The sequence below is a fragment of the Kitasatospora sp. NPDC088779 genome (assembly GCF_040685395.1).
Classification (GTDB): Bacteria; Actinomycetota; Actinomycetes; order Streptomycetales; family Streptomycetaceae; genus Kitasatospora.
The window spans coordinates 105,193-123,915 of the sequence record NZ_JBFBHW010000001.1 but is presented as its reverse complement, the minus strand read 5'-3'; the positions used below and the strand labels follow the sequence as shown (position 1 = coordinate 123,915).

Below are 18,723 nucleotides of genomic sequence, written 5' to 3'. Positions count from 1 at the left end.
GTGCGATCTTCACGGGTGTCCCTCGTCCGAACGGGTGTCGCGCATCGGGTGTCGCGGATCAGGTGGCGCGCATCAGGTGGCGCGCGTCACCTGTCGGGCATCAGGTCGAGTAGGCGCTGTTCTCGTGGACGTAGTCGGCGGTGAGGTCGTTGGTCCACAACGAGGCACTCTCCGTACCGGCGTTGAGGTTCGCGGTGATGACGACCTCGCGGCCGGCCATGTCCACCAGGGTGCGGTCCTCGCCGACGCTGCCGTCCTTGCAGACCCAGACGCCGTTGATGGCCACGTCCAGCCGGTCCGGGTCGAAGGCGGCGTCGGTGGTGCCGATCGCGGCCAGCACCCGGCCCCAGTTGGGGTCCTCGCCGTGGATGGCGCACTTGAGCAGGTTGTTGCGGCTGATCGTCCGGGCGACGTCGACGGCCTCCTGCTCGGTGGCGGCGCCGGTGACGTCGATCCGGATGTCCTTGCTGGCGCCCTCGGCGTCGGCGATCAGCCGGCGGGCCAGCTCGGCGCTGACGGTGCGGACCGCCTCGGCGAACTCGGCCTCGTCCGGGACGACGCCGGAGGCGGCCGAGGCCAGCAGCAGCACGGTGTCGTTGGTGGACATGCAGCCGTCGGAGTCGATCCGGTCGAAGGTGGTGCGGGTGGCGCCGCGCAGCGCGGTGTCCAGGGCGGCGGCATCCAGGTCGGCGTCGGTGGTGATCACGACCAGCATGGTGGCCAGGCTCGGGGCGAGCATGCCCGCGCCCTTGGCCATGCCGCCGACCGTCCAGCCCGCCGGGCTGGTGACCTGGGCGGTCTTGTGCACGGTGTCGGTGGTCTTGATGGCGATCGCGGCGGCCTCGCCGCCGGTCGCGCTCAGCTCCCGGGCGGCCAGCGCGACGCCGGGCAGCAGGACGTCCATCGGGAGGCGCTCGCCGATCAGGCCGGTGGAGGCGACGGCGACCTCGCCGGCGTTGAGCTCCAGCTCCCCGGCGACCTTCTCCGCGGTGGCGTGGGTGTCCTGGAAGCCGAGCGGGCCGGTGCAGGCGTTGGCGCCGCCGGAGTTGAGGACCACGGCGGACACCTGGCCGCCCTTGAGGACCTGCTCGGACCAGACGACCGGCGCGGCCTTGACGCGGTTGGCGGTGAAGACGCCGGCGGCGGCGAGCGCGGGGCCGTCGTTGACCACCAGGGCGAGGTCGGGGGTGCCGGAGGCCTTGATGCCGGCGGTCACACCGGCGGCCCGGAAGCCCTTGGCGGCCGTCACGCCCACGTTCGTACTGTTGCTCACGGTGCGACTCCGTTCACGGGAAGGCCCAGCTCCTCGGGCAGGCCCAGGGCGATGTTCATGCTCTGCACCGCGCCGCCCGCGGTGCCCTTCACGAGGTTGTCGATCGCGCTGATCGCGATGATCCGCCCGGCGGTGGCGTCCAGCGCGACCTGGACGAGGGCGGTGTTGGCGCCGTAGACGCTGCTGGTCTGCGGCCACTGCCCCTCGGGCAGCAGGTGGACGAACGGCTCGTCCGCGAACGCCCCGGCGTAGGCGGCGCGCAGGCTCTCGGCGGTCACGCCGGGCCGCGCCTTGGCGGAGCAGGTGGCGAGGATGCCGCGCGGCATCGGGACGAGGGTCGGCGTGAAGGAGACGGTGACGGGCTCGCCCGCGACCGGGGTGAGGTTCTGCACCATCTCCGGGGTGTGCCGGTGCACGCCGCCGACGCCGTACGGGCTGACGTTGCCCATGACCTCGCTGCCCAGCAGGTGGGTCTTGGCGGCCTTGCCCGCACCGGAGGTGCCGGAGGCGGCGACCACGACGGCCTCCGGCTCGGCGAGTCCGGCCGCGTACGCCGGGAACAGCGCCAGGGACACGGCCGTCGGGTAGCAGCCGGGCACGGCGATCCGGTTGCTGCTCTTCAATGCGGCCCGGTGGCCGGGGAGTTCGGGCAGGCCGTAGGGCCAGGTGCCGGCGTGCGCGGAGCCGTAGAACTGCTCCCAGTCGGTGGCGGCGCGCAGCCGGAAGTCGGCGCCGCAGTCGACCACCAGGACCTCGTCGCCGAGCGCCTCGGCGACGGTGGCGGACTGGCCGTGCGGCAGCGCCAGGAAGACCACGTCATGGCCGGCCAGCACCTCGGGGGTGGTGGGTTCGAGGACGCGGTCGGCGAGCGGGATCAGGTGCGGCTGGAGCGCGCCCAGCCGGGTGCCCGCGTTCGAGCCGCCGGTCAGCGCCCCGATCTCCACCTCCGGGTGGCCGAGCAGCAGACGCAGCACCTCGCCGCCCGCGTATCCGCTCGCGCCGGCGACGGCGACTCGCAATGCCATGGCGTTCCTCCTTTGTTGTGGCATGAATATACGCAGTACGGAACATTCATGCAAGAAGCTGCGGTCAGGACCCCGAAGAACGCCCGAAAACCGCCCTGCGTCCGCCCGGCCGGGCCGCCACCGGCCCGCGACCGAACAGCCACCGACCGAGCGGACGCCGGACTACCGCTTGACCGCGCGCAGCACCACGAACTTGGGGTTGCCCGCCACCAGCTGGCAGTTCCCGAAGAGACGCCGCAGCTTGACGTGGTAGCCGAGATGGCGGTTGCCGACCACCCACAGTTCCCCACCCGGCCGCAGCGCCCGCCGGGAACCGGTGAACATCCGCCAGGCGGTGGCGTCCGTGGTGGCCTGGTGCGAGTGGAACGGCGGATTGTTCAGGACGAGGTCCACCGAGCCCGGGGGCGCCACCTCCGGCGCCAGCGCGTCGGCGGTCAGGAACTCCGCCCGGGCGTCCGGGCCCAGATTGGCGCGGAAGGTCTCCTCCGCCGACGCCACCGCCTGATGGGACTCGTCGACGAACACCAGCTCCGCACCCGGCCCGGCCAGCGCGGCGGCCGTGCCGACCACGCCGTTGCCGCAGCCCAGGTCGACCACCCGGGCCCCGGGCGCCGGGGTCGGCAGGTGGCCGAGGAAGAAGCGGGTGCCGATGTCGAGGCGCTCGGCGCAGAACGTGCCGGCGTGGTTGACCACCGTGCGCCCGGAGACCGCCCCGACGTCCGGCGGCAGCGCGTAGCGGTGCGGCCACGGGCTGGGGCCGGGGTCCAGCGCCGGATCCGGGGTGCAGAAGACCAGCCGGGCCTTGCGGGCGGCGAGCGAGGTGCGGGTCGGGCCGAGGATCCGCTCGAAGAGCTGGAGCGTGGAGGTGTGGATCTCGGCGACCATGCCGGCGCCGACCACCACCGTGCCCGGGTGGACGGCGGGGGCCAGCCGGTGCAGCTGGTCCTCCAGCAGGGCCAGGCTCTTGGGGACGCGCACCAGCAGGACGTCGATCCGCTCCGGCGGGGCGTCCCGGGTGGTCAGCAGTCGGGCCGGGTCGACGGTGGCGCCGGCCCGCGCCAGGTTGGCCAGGGTGGCCTGCCGGCCGAGGTGGGAGTCGACGATCTGCACCGGCTCGTGGGCGGCCAGCGCGGTGGTCAACGCGCCCCAGCGGTCGCCCAGGACGACGATCCGGCGGCCGGCCAGGTCGGTCGCGGTGCCGGCGGCGCTGTCCGCCTCGCCCGCGAGGTGGCGCAGCAGGTACTCGTCGGCCGCGTCCCAGGCCCGCAGCCGCTCACGCGGGTCCTCCGGGAAGCGGGTGAGGTCGAAGGCGCCCCACGGCGTACTGAACTGGGTCGCCGCGGCGGGCGTGATCTCGGGATTCATCGTGTTCTCAGGCTATCCGACGGCCCGACGGGGAACCGTTTCGACGGATACTGGAAGTGCCCGGCCGAGAGGGGTGAGGGCGATGGACTGGAAGCTCGAAGTCGTGGTGGTCCCGGTGTCGGACGTGGACCGCGCGAAGCTGTTCTACGAGGAGCTGGTCGGCTTCACGGTCGACCACGACACCCGGTTGCGCGACGGGGTCCGGGTCGTCCAGCTGACTCCCCCGGGTTCCACGTGCTCCATCGTGGTGGGCACCGGGGTCATCGGGGCGCCACCCGGATCCGTGAAGGGACTGCAGCTGGTGGTACCGAACATCGACAAGGCGCACGCCGAACTCGCGGCCCGGGGCGTCGAGGTCAGCCCGGTCCAGCACTTCGAGGCGGGCAGCCGGGTGGACGGGCACGGCGAGGCCTGGAACTCCTTCGTGTTCTTCAACGACCCGGACGGCAACGGCTGGGCGGTCCAGGAGGCCCCGCAGGCGGCCCGGATGGTGCCGGAGGCGGCGTAGCGGGCGCCGAGGGCTCGGGTTCGGGCTCGGGCCGGTTCGGGCGGCTTGGGTAGGCTCCAGGGATGGCTGAACACGAGGGAAGCGTGCGGGTGGACAGCTGGATCTGGTCGGTCCGGCTCACCAAGACGCGGGCGCTGGCGGCCGCCGCCTGCCGGGCCGGGCACGTGCGGGTGAACGGCGAACGGGTCAAGCCGGCCCAGGCGCTGCGCGCCGGGGACGAGGTGCGGGTCCGCGAGGAGGGCTACGAGCGGGTCGTCGTGGTGCAGAAGCTCATCCGCAAGCGGGTCGGCGCGACGGTGGCGGCGGACTGCCTGGTCGACAACAGCCCGCCGCGGCCGCCGCGCGAACTCGTCGCGACGGCCGGCGAGCGGGACCGGGGCGCCGGGCGCCCGACCAAGCGGGAGCGGCGCGACCTCGACCAGCTGCGCGGGCACTGACCCCGCCGGAACGCGGTGTCCGCGCGTCCCGCTCAGTGCGCGGTGTCGGCGAGCACCTTGGCGAGGAAGGCCTCCAGGTTCCCCACCGTCCGGTCGATCTGCCGCTCCAGCGGCAGCGACTCGTCGGGCCTGGTCACCAGGGCGGACTTCTTCAGCCCGCGCACGTACAGCGAGCAGGCGAGGTCGGCGCAGATGTACGTGCCGACGGTGTTGCCCTCCCGCCCGGCCGCCCCGGCCCGGCGGGCGGCGAGCAGCGCGACGCCGGAGCCCGCGTGCGCGGTGATGCACAGCGAGCAGACGTTGGTCTTGGTGAGGCTGCGGCGGACCGTCGGCACCCGCAGCGTCACGCCGACCGGCTCACCGTCGTACGACGCCACCAGGTAGGCCCGGTCGGGCGCGCCCTGGTCCCGCCAGCCGAGGAAGTCCAGGTTCTCCCAGGGCAGTTCCGCCAGGCCCCGAGGGAGGTTGAGCCGACGGGCCTCGCCCTTGGAGCAGTTGACGAAGGACGCGCGGATCTCGTTCTCGCTCAGGGGTTCCATGTCGCGGAAGCTAGCACCGGCCCGCCCGCGCTGTCGTGCCAATTTCTCCCGGTACGTACCGGAGCGGGCCGCTGACGGCCCGTCGCCCACCAGGGTGCGCACCGGAGCGGGTGACGGGCTGTCAGTGGCTGAGCCTAGTGTTCGTGGTGTGCGAGGCCGGTCCCGGCGCAGGAGGGAGGCGTCGGGGCCGGACCGCCTCGCGATCCGGGGCTACCGCTTGAACGCGACGCCCGCGTAGGCGGAGACGTCCTGCCAGCCTTCGGGGAGTTCGGTGGTGGGGACGTGGCCGGGGGTGGGGCGCCAGAGCGGGAGTTGGACCAGGCCGGGGCCGGCGAACTCGAAGTCGCCGAAGAAGGGTTCGACGCCGGCGCGCGGGCGCAGCACCAGGGGGGCGCTGGCGCTGCGGTAGATGCGGGTGCCTTCGGCGGCGCTCTCCCGGGAGGCGAAGTCGGGGCTGCCGTGGGAGAGGATCAGCGCGCTGCCGGGGGCGAGCGCGTCGCGCAGGGTGCGGACGATCTGCTGGGCGCCGTCCTCGTCGCGGATGAAGTGCAGCACGGCGACGAGCATCAGCGCGACCGGCCGGGACAGGTCGACGGCGGCGAGCAGGCCCGGGTGGCCGAGGATGGTGGCCGGGTCGCGCAGGTCGGCCTCGATGACCGAGGTGTGTCCGGCGGGGTGGCCGGCCAGCAGGGCGCGGGCGTGGGTGGCGACGATCGGGTCGTTGTCGACGTACACCACCCGGGCGTCCGGGGCGACCCGCTGGGCGACCTCGCTGGTGGAGCCGACGGCCGGGATGCCGGTGCCGATGTCGACGAACTGGCGGATGCCCCGGCCGGCGGCGAACTCCACCGCGTCGCCGAGGAACTGCCGGTTGGTGCGGGCCAGCAGCGGCAGCGCGGGGTAGGCCGCTATGGCGGCCTGGGCGGCCTTGCGGTCGGCCTCGAAGTTGTCCTTGCCGCCCAGGTAGTAGTCGTACATCCGGGCGGTGTGCGGGACGCCGGTGTCGAGCTCGCTCGGCGGTTGCCAGTCGTCCGCTCTGGCCCAGTCCCAGTCGGTGCCGGTGGCCTCGCCGACGGCCGCGCTGTCCTCGTGCATCCTGTTCCGCCCCCTCTGCCGTGCTCACTGCCGGACATGGCACCGCCTCGGCGCCCGGCGGGCCCGCCCGGTACCACGGGGGTGACCCCGCGTCCGGCCCGGCCACCCTCCCGTGGCGTGCGGTGCGCCGTGATCGTATCCGACGACACGCCGGTGAAACACCGGCAGTTCAGGTTTACGCAACGCCCGGACGGTGGTGTGTGTGCACGTCAATGGCGGTACCGGGACGCTCCTCGGATCGCCGTGGGTGGCCACCGTCTCTATGCTGACTGCCGATGACTGCCGACCGCCGCACCGTACTGCGCACCGCCGTCCAGCTGGCCGCCCTGACCGCCGCCAGCGGGTTCCTCAGCGCGTGTGCCTCCGGCACCCCGCGCCGGGCCGACGCCGGGGTGCTCGCCGTACACCCGGGCACCCTCGACCCGCAGCACACCACCGACCCGGCCTGGAACGGCGGCGAGGGCCCGGCCTCCCCCGTGCCGTCCGCCCCGCCGGAGCCGCAGCCCATCGGGGCCGACCCGACCGCCGGTACCGACCCGGCCACCGGCGCGGAGCCGGCCGCCGGGGCCGCGACGCCGCCGACGCCCCCGCCGACGCCTCCGACGCCTCCGGTGCTGCCGCCGCTCGCCGCCGGCACCCCGGTCGAGGTGGTGAACGGGCCGCGCACCAGCAAGTTCGTGGCGCTGACCTGCCACGGCAGCGGCGATCCGAAGCAGGCCACCGCGCTGCTGGAGGCCGCCGAGCAGCGCGGCATCAAGCTGACCGTGATGGCGGTCGGCAGCTGGCTCGACCAGCAGCCGCAGATGGCCCGCCGGATCCTGGACGCCGGCCACGAGCTGGGCAACCACACCCAGAACCACCTCGACCTCTCGACGATGACGGCCGCCCAGGTGCACGACGAGATCGCCCAGTGCGCCGAACGGCTGCAGCGGCTCACCGGCTCGATCGGCCGCTGGTTCCGCCCGTCCGCCGCGCAGTACGCCACCCGGACGGTGCGCGAGCAGGCGAAGGCGGTCGGCTACGAGCACGTGCTGTCCTTCGACGTCGACCCGCGCGACTACAACGACCCGTCGGCCGCCGAGTTGCAGCGCCGGGTACTGAAGTCGGTGCGCGGCGGTTCGGTGGTCGCCCTGCACATGGGCCACCAGTGCACGGTGGACGCGCTGCCGGGCATCCTGGACGGCCTCGCCAAGGCGGGCCTGAAGCCGGTGACCGCCAGTCAGCTGTGCGCCTGACCGCTCTTCGTGGCAGGCCGTCCGAGGGGCACGCCGGCCGAGGGGGCACGCCGGCCGGGGGCCCGTTCAGCCCATCGGGTCGTCCGCCTTGTACGGGCGCATCCGCAGCGTCCGGGCGTCCGCCGCGCGGATCTCCGCGGCCCGGTTGACCAGCTCCTCCAGGTCGTCCCGCCCGGCGTGGATGAACCGGCCGTGCAGGCCGTCGAAGCGGCCCCGGGCGGCGTCCACGGTGACCGCGACCATGTACGGGATGGAGCCCCAGGTCGTCGTGTCCTTGAACATCGGCATCGCGGCGGTCATGTCGGTTTCGACCGCGCCGGGGCTGATGTCGAGGATGACGATGCCGTGGCGGGCCAGCGAGTCCGCCATGTTGTCGGAGAGCTGGAGCAGCGCCCCCTTGGAGGTGGCGTACGCGGTGTAGTCGCCGTCCGGGCGCAGGGCGAAGCCGGAGTTGAGGTTGACCACCCGGCCGCGCTCCCGGGACACCATGCCGGGCAGGACGCAGCGCAGCAGGTTGTAGGGGCCGCGCAGGTTGGTCTCGATCACCTGCCACCACTGGTTCGCGTCGGTCTCCCAGAGCGGCACCTCCGCGCGGTCGACCAGGCCGGCGTTGTTGATCAGCAGGTCGATCGGGCCGAGGTCGCGTTCGACGACCCGGACGGCCTCGCGGACGGCGCCGGCGCGGGTGACGTCGGCGGTGACGGCGACGCCGCGGGAGCCGTGCCGGGCGCACTCCTTGAGGGTGTCGGTCAGCGTCCCGTGGGTGCGGCCGACCAGGCCGACGGCCATGCCCTCGGCGGCCAGGCCGATGGCGATCTCCCGGCCGATTCCCCGGCCCGCGCCGGTGATCAGGCCGACCTGTCCTGCGAGCGATCCCGTCGGCACCGTGTGCTCCCTTCCCGTCCCCGGCCCCCGTCTGCGGCATTCTTCCGGCCGCCGGGCGGGGGTGGCCCCGGGCGCACGGGCGGCGGGCCCGGCCTCACCCGTTCGGACGACGTCTCGCACTGGCACCCGGCCGGGGAGGGGGTGACCTACTGGCCGGTACGGAGTAGTAACGTCGTCGGGACGGTGACCGGTGCACCCATTCCGGCACACCGGCCCGTTGACCAGCAGCTCGCTGGGCCACCAGTTCGCTGGGCGACCCCCAGCACCACCGAAGGGCAACTGAGTGAGTGACATCGCGCGCGTCGGAGTGATCGGCTGCGGCCTGATGGGGTCGGGCATCGCGGAGGTCTTCGCCCGGGCCGGGCTGGACGTCCTGGTGGCGGAGGCCAGCGGCGAGGCGCTGGAGTTCGGCCGCACCCGGCTGACCAACTCCCTGGACACGGCGGTCAAGCGCGGCAAGCTGAGCCCGGAGCTGCGGGACGAGGCGCTGGCCCGGCTGACCTTCACCGTGGACCTGTCCGACTTCGCCGACCGCGACCTGGTGGTCGAGGCGGTCGCCGAGCGCGAGGACATCAAGGTCAAGATCTTCCAGACCCTGGACCAGGTGGTCGAGCGCCGGGACGCGATCCTCGCCTCCAACACCTCGTCGATCCCGATCGTGAAGCTGGCCGCCGCCACCTCCCGCCCCGAGCAGGTGATCGGCCTGCACTTCTTCAACCCGGCGCCGGTGCAGAAGCTGGTCGAGGTCATCCCGACGCTGACCACCTCGGCGGTGACCACCGAGCGGGTCGAGGCCTTCGCCTCCCAGGAGCTCGGCAAGGAGCCGATCCGCGCCCGCGACCGGGCCGGCTTCGTGGTCAACGCGCTGCTGGTGCCCTACCTGCTGTCCGCGGTACGGATGTTCGAGTCGGGTGTGGCCACCGCCTCCGACATCGACAAGGGCATGGAGGCCGGCTGCGCCCACCCGATGGGCCCGCTGCGGCTGTGCGACCTGATCGGCCTGGACACCATCGTCTCGATCGCCGAGTCGATGTACGACGAGTACAAGGAGCCGCTGTACGCGGCTCCCCCGCTGCTCTCCCGGATGGTCGACGCGGGCCTGCTGGGCCGCAAGTCCGGCCGCGGCTTCTACGACTACACCGCGAGCGCCTGAGCACCGGCCGGTGGACGGCGGCGGGGCCCGGGAGCGATGTGCCGCTCCCGGGCCCCGCTTGACGTTCCGTCAGCTGTTGATGGCGTAACTGTCGCCGTAGACCTTCCACTTGAGCGGCGGGTTGAGGTCGAAGTTCTTCGCGTTGAGGAAGACCGACTGCTCGGTGTCGACCCGGCTGGTGTCGGAGTGGGCCTGCTCCTTCTTCATGACCACCTTGCGGGCGTCCAGGAAGGCCTTGAGGTAGGTGGCCTCGTCGCCACCCTGGGCGGGGGTCTTGGCCTTCTTCAGGGCGGCGGCGCGGATGCCGCCGAAGCTGTCCGAGCTGTTGCCGGGGCCGTGCATGACGATGGCGTCGTAGTAGGCGAACTGGCCGAGCGCGCGCAGGCCGTCGGACTTGGCCTGGTTGACGGCGGGGTTGAAGTACACCCGGTCGCGCTCGTCGTTCTGGGCCTGCTGGAAGACCGTGTCCTTGGCGGCGGCGGCCCAGTCGTTGACGAAGGGGGTGCCGAGGCCGGCGTGCGAGGCGCTGCCGTTGACCTTCTTCAGGGCCGGCAGGTACTTGGCGAGGACGTTGCCCGGCTTGAGGTCGGTGTAGTGCTGGACGAGGTCCAGCATGTCGCCGGTGCCGGAGCAGAAGCCGATGATGCCGCCGGTGTAGCCGCGCCCGTCGCCGATGTCCTCGATGTACTTGTACTGGGCCTTCCAGTCCAGCGAGGAGTTCTCCGCGCTGGACACCAGCTGCATCGCGATGTCCTTCTTGTGCGGGTCGTCCAGCCCGACTCCCTTGAGCTGGACGGACGTCGCGGACGGCGGCGCGGCGGTGGCGGCGCCGGCGGCCGCGACCGTGAGGGGGGCGGCCACCAGGGCGGCGGCGAGGGCGATGCGGAGGGCATGGTGGTGCTGGGGACGCATACGATGCTCCGTTTCCTCGGGGGGTTAGGAAACTTTCCTAACGAGAATTAAGGCCCTCCTTCCCTGTCCCCGCAAGGGTTTTGACAAAGTCTCTTCAAGGCTCTTCAAAGGCGCAGGTCAGACCACAGGCCCAGGGGCGGGCTCCGGGCAACGCGAAGGGCCCCGTCCGGACCGAGGTCCGGACGGGGCCCTGGGGCCTGACGGGATCAGGCGCCGCGCAGCACCGCGCCGGTGCGGGCGACGGCCTCGGCGACGGCCGCCTCGCGGGCGGCGGTCGCCTCGTCGGCGGTCAGCGTGCGGTCCGCGGCGCGGAAGCGCAGCGCGTACGCCAGCGACTTGCGGCCCTCGCCGACCTGCTCGCCGGTGAAGACGTCGAACAGCCGGATGGCCTCCAGCAGTTCGCCCGCGCCGGAGCGCAGCGCGGCCTCCACGTCGGCGGCCGGAACGGCGGCGTCGACGATCAGCGCGACGTCCTGGGTGGCCACCGGGAAGCCGGAGACCGCAGGGCCGTTGACCTTCTCGGCGCCGTCCGCGGTGAGCAGGTCGACGTCGATCTCCATCGCGCTGGTGCGGGCCGGCAGGCCGAGCGCCTTGACGACGCGCGGGTGCAGCTCACCGGCGTGGCCGACCACCCGGTCGGTGCCGGTGACGACCAGCTCGGCGCAGCGGCCCGGGTGCCACGGCGCCCGCTGCCCCTGCCGGACGGTCAGCTCGACGCCGGCCGCGCGGGCCACCGTACGGGCCGCCTCGACGGCGTCCGCCCAGGACGCCACGGCGCCCTGGCCCCACCAGCCGGACGGCAGCCGCTCACCCGCGAGGGCGACGGCGACCCGGCGCGGCTGGTCCGGCAGCGCGGCGTCCAGCGCGGCCAGCTCCTCGGCGCTCGGCCGGCGGTCGACGGCCGGACGCGGGGCCACGGACAGCTCGTCCTTGGGCAGGAAGACGGTGCCGGTCTCGTAGATCGCCAGGTCGGTGTTGCCGCGGCCGACGTTGCGGCGCAGCGAGCCGAGCAGGCCCGGCAGCAACGTGGTGCGCAGCGCCGGCTCCTCGTCGTTGAGCGGGTTGACCAGCTTGACGGTGCGCCGACGCCGGTCGTCCGGCTCCAGGCCGAGCGCCTCGAAGGCGCTCTCGCCGAGGAACGGGTAGTTGTTGACCTCGACGTAACCGGCCCCGGCCAGCGCGACGCCGATCCGGCGGTGGACGCGCTGGGCCTCGGTCAGGCCCTTGCCCGGGGGCACGTTGGGCATCCGGGCGGGGACGTTGTCGTAGCCCTCCAGCCGGATGACCTCCTCCGCGAGGTCGTACGGGTCGGTGAGGTCGGGGCGCCAGGTCGGCGGGGTGACCTCCAGGACGTCGGCGCCGGCGACCGAGCAGCCGATCTCCTGCAGGCGCCGGGTCACGGTCTCGCGGCCGTACGCGGTGCCGGCGACCCGGTCGGGCAGGTCGGCGGAGATGGTGATGGTGCGCACCGGGTGCGGGGCGGCGATGTCGGTGACCCCGGCCTCGGCGGTGCCGCCGGCGATCAGGACCAGCAGGTCGACGGCGCGCTGGGCGGCGGCGCGGGCGGCCTCCGGGTCGACGCCGCGCTCGAAGCGCTTGGACGCCTCGGAGGGCAGCTTGTGCCGCTTGGCGGCGCGGGCGACGGCGACCGGCTCGAAGTGCGCCGCCTCGATGATCACCTCGGTGGTGCCCGGGCCGGCGGCCGGGTCGAGGATCTCGGTGGAGGCACCGCCCATGACGCCGGCCAGGCCGATCGGGCCGCTGTTGTCGCAGATCAGCAGGTCCTCGGCGGAGAGCTTGCGCTGCACGCCGTCGAGGGTGGTGAGGCTCTCGCCCTGCTCCGCCCGGCGGACCGTGATCGGGCCGCTCACGCGCTGCTTGTCGTAGGCGTGCAGCGGCTGGCCGACCTCCAGCATCACGTAGTTGGTGATGTCGACGGTCAGCGAGATCGGGCGGATGCCGGCCTTCTGGAGGCGGCGCTGCAGCCAGATCGGGGACTTGGCGGTCGGGTCGATGCCGACGACCGTGCGGGCCACGAAACGGTCGCACCCGGCCGGGTCGTTGACCTTGACCAGGTAGCCGAAGGAGTTGGCCGGCGGCACGTCGAGCAGCGCCGGGTCGGCCAGCGGCAGCCCGTACGCGGCGGCGGCCTCGCGGGCGACGCCGCGCAGCGACAGGCAGTAGCCGCGGTCCGGGGTGACGGCGATGTCCAGCACCTCGTCGACCAGCTGGAGCAGCTCGATCGCGTCGGTGCCGGGCTCGAACTCCGGCGGGAGCACGATGATGCCGTCGTGGTCGTCGCCCATGCCGAGCTCGCGGGCCGAGCAGATCATGCCGGCCGAGGTGCGGCCGTAGGTCTGGCGGGCCGCGATCGGGAAGGGCCCGGGCAGCACGGCCCCCGGGAGCACCACGACGACCTTGTCGCCGACGGCGAAGTTGGTGGCGCCGCAGACGATCTCCTGCGGCTCGCCGGTGCCGTTGGCGTCGCCGACGTTGACGAGGCAGTGCCGGATCGGCTTCTTGAAGCCGGTCAGCTGCTCGATGGAGAGCACCTCGCCGACGACCAGCGGGCCCTTGAGGTCGCCGCCGAGCTGCTCGACGGTCTCGACCTCCAGGCCGGCCCGGACCAGGCGCTCCGCCACGTCACGGCCGGTCTCGCCGGCCGGCAGGTCGACGTACTCACGCAGCCAGGAAAGCGGGACGCGCATCAGATCTCCATCCCGAACGGGAGGGTGAAGCGCACGTCACCCTCGACCATGTCGCGCATGTCGGCGACGTTGTGACGATTCATCAGGATCCGCTCCAGGCCCAGGCCGAAGGCGAACCCGCTGTAGCGGTTGGGGTCGACGCCGCAGGCGACCAGCACGCGCGGGTTGACCACGCCGCAGCCGCCGAGCTCGATCCAGCCCTCGGAGGAGCAGGTCCGGCAGGGGCGGTCCGGGTTGCCGACGCTCTCGCCGCGGCACACGAAGCACTGCAGGTCGATCTCGGCGCTCGGCTCGGTGAACGGGAAGTACGAGGGGCGCCAGCGCAGCTCCAGGCCGCCGCCGATCAGCTTCTCGACCAGCACCTCGATGGTGCCCTTGAGGTCGGCGAAGGTGATGCCCTCGTCCACCGCGAGGCCCTCGACCTGGCGGAACACCGGGGTGTGCGTGGCGTCCAGCTCGTCGGTGCGGTAGACGCGGCCGGGGCAGACCACGTAGACCGGGGGCTCGCGGTCGAGCAGGGTGCGGGCCTGGACCGGGGAGGTCTGGGTGCGCATCACCACGCCGGAGTCGGCGGAGCCGTCCGGGGCCTGTACGAAGAAGGTGTCCTGCATCGAGCGGGCCGGGTGGTCCGGGCCCAGGTTGAGGGCGTCGAAGTTCAGCCACTCGGCCTCGGCCTCGGGGCCCTCGGCGACCTGGTAGCCCATCGCGACGAAGGTGTCCTCGATGCGCTCGGCCAGGGTGGTCAGCGGGTGCCGGGCGCCGCGCGGGGCACGGTCGTACGGCAGCGTGACGTCCACCGCCTCCTCGACCAGCACGCGGGCGTCGCGCTCCGCCTCCAGCTCGGCCTGCCGCTTGGCGAGGGCCTTGTTGACGGCGCCGCGGGCCTGGCCGATCAGCTTGCCGGCGGCGGCCTTGGCGTGCGGGGGCAGGGCGCCGATCTCGCGGTTGGCGAGGGAGAGCGCGGAACGGTCGCCGGTGTGGGCGACCTTGGCCTCCTTCAGCTCGTCGAGCGTGCTGGCGGCGGCGAAGGCGGCGACGGCCTCGTCCCGCGCCTGCTCCACCACCTCGGGCTTGAGGGCCTCGACCTCGACCGGGTCGTACGACTTGTTGGGTGCCGACATCTCTATCTTCCCGTGCTCCTGCTCGTCCGTGCTCAGGTAAGGGTGGCTCTCCCCTGCGGTACGCCCGGCGTGGCCGGGGCACGGGCAGCCGTTCTCCGTACGACGGGGAAGAGGGGTGTCCGCGGCTCAGCCGCACAGGGCGTCCCACAACGCCAAAGGTCGAGTGTAGTCGCAGCGCGTAGCGCGGCTGCCTGGAAGCCCGTCCAGCGGGACCGCGGAGCATGCGTTCATGCTCTTTCAGAGCATGCCCCGCTCGTCGTTCATGCTCCTTCAGAGCATGCTCTGCTTGTCGTTCATGCTCCTTCAGAGCATGCTCTGCTTGTCGTTCATGCTCCTTCAGAGCATGCTCTGCTTGTCGTTCATGCTCCTTCAGAGCATGAAGTCCGGAACGCTGGCGGGCAGGATAAATCGGAACCGGGCGCCGCCGCAGGGGGCCCGGTCGACCCGGATCGAGCCGCCGTGGGCCTCCACGATGCCCTTGACGATGTACAGGCCCAGGCCGGTGCCGCCGCGCTTGGAACCGCGCCAGAAGCGGGTGAAGACGCGCGGCATCGACTCCTCGGGGATGCCGCTTCCTTCGTCGCTCACGGTGACCGCGGTTCCTTCCACGATGCGGGGAGGGGTGCCCGAGCGCTCCCAGAGGGGCGCCTCGACGACCTCCTTGGCCGGTGCCACCTCGATCGTGACAGTTCCCTCGCCGTGGCGCACCGCGTTTTCCAGCAGGTTGGCCAGCACCTGGTCGACCTTGTCCGGGTCGGCCCACAGGACGGTCAGCGACTCGCTGATCCGGACGTCGAAGCGCTCCTCGGGGATGCCGGTGGCGACCTTGCGCTCGACGTGCCGGCGCACCGCGGCGGCCAGGTCGACCACCTGCTTGCGCAGTTCCAGCCGGCCGGCGTCGATCCGGGAGATGTCCAGCAGTTCGGCGATCAGCCGGGTGACCCGGTCGGCGTCGGCGTCCACCGTCTCCAGCATCAGCCGCTTCTGCCCGTCGGTGAACCGCTCCCACTTGGCCAGCAGCGTCGCCGTGAAGCCCTTGACGCTGGTGAGCGGCGAGCGCAGCTCGTGGGCGACGGTGGCGATCAGCTCGGCGTGGCTGCGCTCGGTGCGGCGCCGGGCCTCGGTGCCGCGCAGCGCGATCACCACCCGCTGCGGCGGCCCCAGCGGCACGTCCCGGACGTACCGGGCGGAGACCAGCACCTCGCGGCCGCCGGGCAGCAGCAGGTTGCGCTCCGGCTGGCCGGTGCGGGTGGCCAGGCCGCCGTACGGGTCGGTCAGCTGCCACCAGCGGCGGCCGTCCAGGTCCTCCAGCGGGAGGACGTCCTCCAGCCCGCTACCGAGCGCGGCCTCCGGGGGCAGGCCGGTGAGCCGGGCCGCGGCCCGGTTGAAGCAGACCACCCGGCCCAGCGCATCGGCGACCACCAGGCCGTCCGGTAGGTCGTCCGGGTCGAGCTCTGGCCCGCTGCCGACCATGGGTGTCCTCCCCGATTACCCACCGTGCCGTTCCCCCCACAGAGGCAGACCCTAGCGCCTCGCAGCCCCCTGTAGTAGGCCCTCGGCCGGTGGCGCCGGGAGCGTGCGGGTCAGGCGTTCGAGCGGCAGCCGCCGGGCGAGCGCTGCGCCCGGGCCGAGGCGTACAGGCAGACGGCCGCGGCGGTGGCCAGGTTGAGGCTCTCGGCGTGCCCGTGGATCGGGACGCGCACGACCTCGTCGGCCAGCGCGCGGGTCTCCTCCGGAAGCCCCCAGGCCTCGTTGCCGAACACCCACGCGCCGGGCGCGCCCAGGGTGCCCTCGTCGAGCTCCTGGTCCAGGTCGCGCTCCCCCGCGCCGTCCGCGGCGAGCACCCGGACCCCGGCCGCGCGCAGCTGCGCGACGGCCTCCTCGACCGGTACGCCGACCGCCACCGGCAGGTGGAACAGGCTGCCGACGGAGGCCCGGACGGCCTTCGGGTTGTACAGGTCCACCGAGGCGTCGGTGAGCACCACGGCGTCCGCGCCGGCCGCGTCGGCGGTGCGCAGCACGGTGCCGGCGTTGCCGGGGTCGCGGACGTGGGCGAGGACCGCGACGAGCTTGGGGCGGGCCTTGAGCACCTCGGCGAACGGGGTGTCGATGAAGCGGCAGAGCGCCACGATGCCCTGCGGGGTCACCGTGTCGCAGATGTCGGCGATCACCTCGTCGGTGGCGGTCAGCACCGGCAGCCCCTCGGCCAGCGTCGCCTCGACGATGGCGGCGTGCCGCTCGGCGGCCTCCGGGGTCACGTACACCTCGACCACGGCGTGCTCGGCCGAGCCCGGCAGCTGGCCGAAGGCGACGGCCTCCCGGACGGCCTGCGGGCCCTCGACCAGGAAGCGGCGTTCCTTGGTGCGCTGGTTCCGCTTGGCGAGCCGGCGGGCGGCGACGACGCGCGGCGAGCGCAGGGAGGTGAGCAGGGGGGTGTCGGTGCTCGGCATGGTCTCGTTCTCTGTGGCGGGCGGCGCTGAAGATCCGGGGAAACGCAGAACCGGACCCGCAGGGAGCCTGCGGGTCCGGTCAGAGCTCGACTGATCTCGGAAGATCAGGCGGCGTCGGCGGCAGCCTTGGGGGCGTTCACGTCGGCCGGCAGCGCCTTCTGGGCGACCTCGACCAGCGACGCGAACGCGCCCGGGTCGTTGACGGCCAGGTCGGCCAGCATCTTGCGGTCGATCTCGACGCTGGCGGCCTTCAGGCCCTGCACGAAGCGGTTGTAGGTGATGCCGTTGGCACGGGCCGCAGCGTTGATGCGCTGGATCCACAGCTGACGGAAGTCGCCCTTGCGCTTCTTGCGGTCGTTGAAGTTGTAGACCAGCGAGTGGGTGACCTGCTCCTTGGCCTTGCGGTACAGGCGCGAGCGCTGGCCACGGTAGCCGCTGGCGCGCTCCAGGATGACCCGGCGCTTCTTGTGGGCGTTGACTGCCCGCTTGACGCGTGCCACTTGATTACTCCTTGGGTTGGACCACGGACTACTTCACGTGGTCCGTCATTCGAATGGGTCGGGAAGGATCAGCTGCCCCGCTCACGGCTCGCACCGGGCGGGAGGGCGATCACTTGCCGAGAAGCTTCTTGATCTTCTTGGCGTCAGCGGGGGCCAGCTCGACGGTCCCGGCCAGCTTGCGGGTCAGCGTCGAGGGCTTGTGCTCCAGGAGGTGGCGGCGGCCGGCGCGCTCGCGGAGCACCTTGCCAGAGCCACTGATCTTGAAGCGCTTGCTGGCGCCACTGTGCGTCTTCTGCTTCGGCATTTCGCCGTATCTCCTCGTCGGTCCCGTCCGCGCCCGCGCGGCCTGCGCCACGCGGGCGTGAACTGGATGGATCTGTGTGACCGGGCGGGGCGCCCCGTCACCTTGGGGCCGGTCTCCCGGGCCGCCCTGGCCGGTGAAGGCTCAGGCGCCCTGGGAGGCGGCCGGCTGCTCGACCGGAGCGTCGGCCTCGACGGCCGGTGCCTCGGCCGGGGCGTCCTCTGCCTCGGTCGCCTCGCCGTCGGCGACCTCGTCGTCGGCGACCTCGTCGTCGACCAGCAGGTCGTCGTCCACCAGGTCGTCGTCCGCGGCGGCGTCGGAGCCGGGGGTACGGCCCTGACGCTCGGCCTTGCGGGCGTCGGCGAGGGCGCGGGCCTCGGCCATCGCCTCGGTCTTCTTCTTGTGCGGGCCAAGAACCATGATCATGTTTCGGCCGTCCTGCTTCGGCGACGACTCGATGAAGCCCAGGTCCTGGACGTCGTCGGCGAGCCGCTGCAGCAGGCGGAAGCCCAGCTCGGGGCGGGACTGCTCACGACCACGGAACATGATCGTGATCTTGACCTTGTCGCCCTGCTTGAGGAACCGGACGACGTGACCCTTCTTGGTGTCATAGTCGTGCGGGTCGATCTTCGGCCGGAGCTTCATCTCCTTGATGACCGTGTGCGCCTGGTTCTTGCGCGCCTCACGGGCCTTCATGGCCGACTCGTACTTGAACTTGCCGTAGTCCATGAGCTTGCACACCGGCGGCCGGGCGGTCGCCGCGACCTCGACCAGGTCAAGGTCGTACTCCTGCGCGAGCTCCAGCGCCTTGGCAAGCGGCACGATGCCGACCTGCTCGCCGCTGGGACCGACGAGTCGCACCTCCGGGACGCGAATCCGGTCGTTGATGCGGGGCTCGGTGCTGATGGGGCCTCCTCGGTTGCACCTTCTGCGATGCGGCCGTCGGACGGCGGACGCACGTAGTGGACTCGACCACTGGGCGGGGCTTCATTCGTGCTGCGCTGCCCGGCACCTGTTCGGCACCGTGTGCACCGCGACACGAAAAAAGCCCCGCTCGGTACAAGCGGGGCTCCACACAATCCGGGGGCAACACCCTGGTGAGGAGCGCTGCTGCGACTCGGCGCCGTGGCGCCCGTCGCGGACCGGGACCCGTCGACCCTGAGGTCGACCAGGTGGGAGACTTTCGCGGTTGCCCTCTCGGGCCTCCTGGGTGGAG

The 18,723-nt window shown here is 72.7% G+C and carries 18 protein-coding genes; 4 read left to right on the top strand and 14 right to left on the bottom strand.

Going from position 1 to position 18,723, the window contains the following annotated elements:
- Positions 1-100 precede the first annotated feature (100 nt).
- From argJ to AB0P03_RS00560, 3 genes are all read right to left on the bottom strand, one after another.
- Positions 101-1,255, bottom strand: coding sequence for a bifunctional glutamate N-acetyltransferase/amino-acid acetyltransferase ArgJ (gene argJ / locus AB0P03_RS00570; RefSeq protein ID WP_363627541.1), 1,155 nt, complete (start codon positions 1,253-1,255; stop codon positions 101-103).
- A gap of 14 nt (positions 1,256-1,269) precedes the next feature.
- Positions 1,270-2,298 (bottom strand): N-acetyl-gamma-glutamyl-phosphate reductase, encoded by a 1,029-nt coding sequence (argC, locus tag AB0P03_RS00565; protein ID WP_363583798.1) that lies wholly within the window; start codon positions 2,296-2,298, stop codon positions 1,270-1,272.
- A 162-nt stretch (positions 2,299-2,460) separates the two neighbouring features.
- Positions 2,461-3,663, bottom strand: a complete 1,203-nt coding sequence (locus AB0P03_RS00560; protein ID WP_363618192.1) for a methyltransferase — start codon at positions 3,661-3,663, stop codon at positions 2,461-2,463.
- 82 nt (positions 3,664-3,745) lie between these two features.
- On the opposite strand from AB0P03_RS00560, the gene AB0P03_RS00555 reads away from it, so the two are divergent.
- Positions 3,746-4,171 carry a VOC family protein gene (locus AB0P03_RS00555; RefSeq protein ID WP_063346847.1) on the top strand — a complete coding sequence of 142 codons (426 nt, stop codon included), beginning with the start codon at positions 3,746-3,748 and terminating at the stop codon, positions 4,169-4,171.
- A gap of 62 nt (positions 4,172-4,233) precedes the next feature.
- Positions 4,234-4,608 carry a S4 domain-containing protein gene (locus AB0P03_RS00550; RefSeq protein WP_363627458.1) on the top strand — a complete coding sequence of 125 codons (375 nt, stop codon included), beginning with the start codon at positions 4,234-4,236 and terminating at the stop codon, positions 4,606-4,608.
- A gap of 32 nt (positions 4,609-4,640) precedes the next feature.
- Here the strand turns inward: AB0P03_RS00550 and AB0P03_RS00545 are convergent, their stop codons facing one another.
- Positions 4,641-5,147 carry an FBP domain-containing protein gene (locus AB0P03_RS00545; protein WP_363627457.1) on the bottom strand — a complete coding sequence of 169 codons (507 nt, stop codon included), beginning with the start codon at positions 5,145-5,147 and terminating at the stop codon, positions 4,641-4,643.
- Positions 5,148-5,357: 210 nt separating this feature from the next.
- A complete protein-coding gene (locus tag AB0P03_RS00540) occupies positions 5,358-6,242 on the bottom strand; it encodes an SAM-dependent methyltransferase (protein ID WP_363627456.1) in 885 nt (294 codons plus the stop codon).
- A gap of 275 nt (positions 6,243-6,517) precedes the next feature.
- On the opposite strand from AB0P03_RS00540, the gene AB0P03_RS00535 reads away from it, so the two are divergent.
- Entirely contained in the window at positions 6,518-7,477 is a 960-nt protein-coding gene (locus AB0P03_RS00535) for a polysaccharide deacetylase family protein (protein ID WP_363583808.1), read from the top strand.
- A 66-nt stretch (positions 7,478-7,543) separates the two neighbouring features.
- On the opposite strand, the gene AB0P03_RS00530 is transcribed toward AB0P03_RS00535, so the two are convergent.
- Positions 7,544-8,362 carry an SDR family oxidoreductase gene (locus AB0P03_RS00530; protein ID WP_350877926.1) on the bottom strand — a complete coding sequence of 273 codons (819 nt, stop codon included), beginning with the start codon at positions 8,360-8,362 and terminating at the stop codon, positions 7,544-7,546.
- Between the two features lie 283 nt (positions 8,363-8,645).
- On the opposite strand from AB0P03_RS00530, the gene AB0P03_RS00525 reads away from it, so the two are divergent.
- Positions 8,646-9,515, top strand: coding sequence for a 3-hydroxybutyryl-CoA dehydrogenase (locus tag AB0P03_RS00525; RefSeq protein ID WP_363583810.1), 870 nt, complete (start codon positions 8,646-8,648; stop codon positions 9,513-9,515).
- Between the two features lie 69 nt (positions 9,516-9,584).
- Here the strand turns inward: AB0P03_RS00525 and AB0P03_RS00520 are convergent, their stop codons facing one another.
- The 8 genes from AB0P03_RS00520 to infC all read right to left on the bottom strand — a co-directional run bounded on the left by AB0P03_RS00520 (position 9,585) and on the right by infC (position 18,413).
- Complete coding sequence (locus AB0P03_RS00520) at positions 9,585-10,427, bottom strand: chitosanase (RefSeq protein ID WP_363583812.1); 843 nt, start codon at positions 10,425-10,427, stop codon at positions 9,585-9,587.
- A gap of 206 nt (positions 10,428-10,633) precedes the next feature.
- Positions 10,634-13,135 carry a phenylalanine--tRNA ligase subunit beta gene (pheT, locus tag AB0P03_RS00515; protein WP_363583814.1) on the bottom strand — a complete coding sequence of 834 codons (2,502 nt, stop codon included), beginning with the start codon at positions 13,133-13,135 and terminating at the stop codon, positions 10,634-10,636.
- Complete coding sequence (gene pheS / locus AB0P03_RS00510; RefSeq protein ID WP_363372880.1) at positions 13,135-14,256, bottom strand: phenylalanine--tRNA ligase subunit alpha; 1,122 nt, start codon at positions 14,254-14,256, stop codon at positions 13,135-13,137. Before pheS ends, pheT begins: the two co-directional genes overlap by 1 nt.
- Before the next feature lie 369 nt (positions 14,257-14,625).
- Positions 14,626-15,729 carry an ATP-binding protein gene (locus tag AB0P03_RS00505; protein WP_363583816.1) on the bottom strand — a complete coding sequence of 368 codons (1,104 nt, stop codon included), beginning with the start codon at positions 15,727-15,729 and terminating at the stop codon, positions 14,626-14,628.
- A 110-nt stretch (positions 15,730-15,839) separates the two neighbouring features.
- Positions 15,840-16,706: an RNA methyltransferase gene (locus AB0P03_RS00500; protein WP_350877932.1), complete on the bottom strand. Its 867-nt coding sequence runs from the start codon at positions 16,704-16,706 to the stop codon at positions 15,840-15,842.
- A gap of 104 nt (positions 16,707-16,810) precedes the next feature.
- Complete coding sequence (gene rplT, locus AB0P03_RS00495; protein WP_030055649.1) at positions 16,811-17,206, bottom strand: 50S ribosomal protein L20; 396 nt, start codon at positions 17,204-17,206, stop codon at positions 16,811-16,813.
- Positions 17,207-17,315: 109 nt separating this feature from the next.
- Entirely contained in the window at positions 17,316-17,510 is a 195-nt protein-coding gene (gene rpmI, locus AB0P03_RS00490) for a 50S ribosomal protein L35 (RefSeq protein ID WP_030055648.1), read from the bottom strand.
- A 141-nt stretch (positions 17,511-17,651) separates the two neighbouring features.
- Positions 17,652-18,413, bottom strand: coding sequence for a translation initiation factor IF-3 (infC, locus tag AB0P03_RS00485; protein ID WP_363627540.1), 762 nt, complete (start codon positions 18,411-18,413; stop codon positions 17,652-17,654).
- Positions 18,414-18,723: the final 310 nt, after the last annotated feature.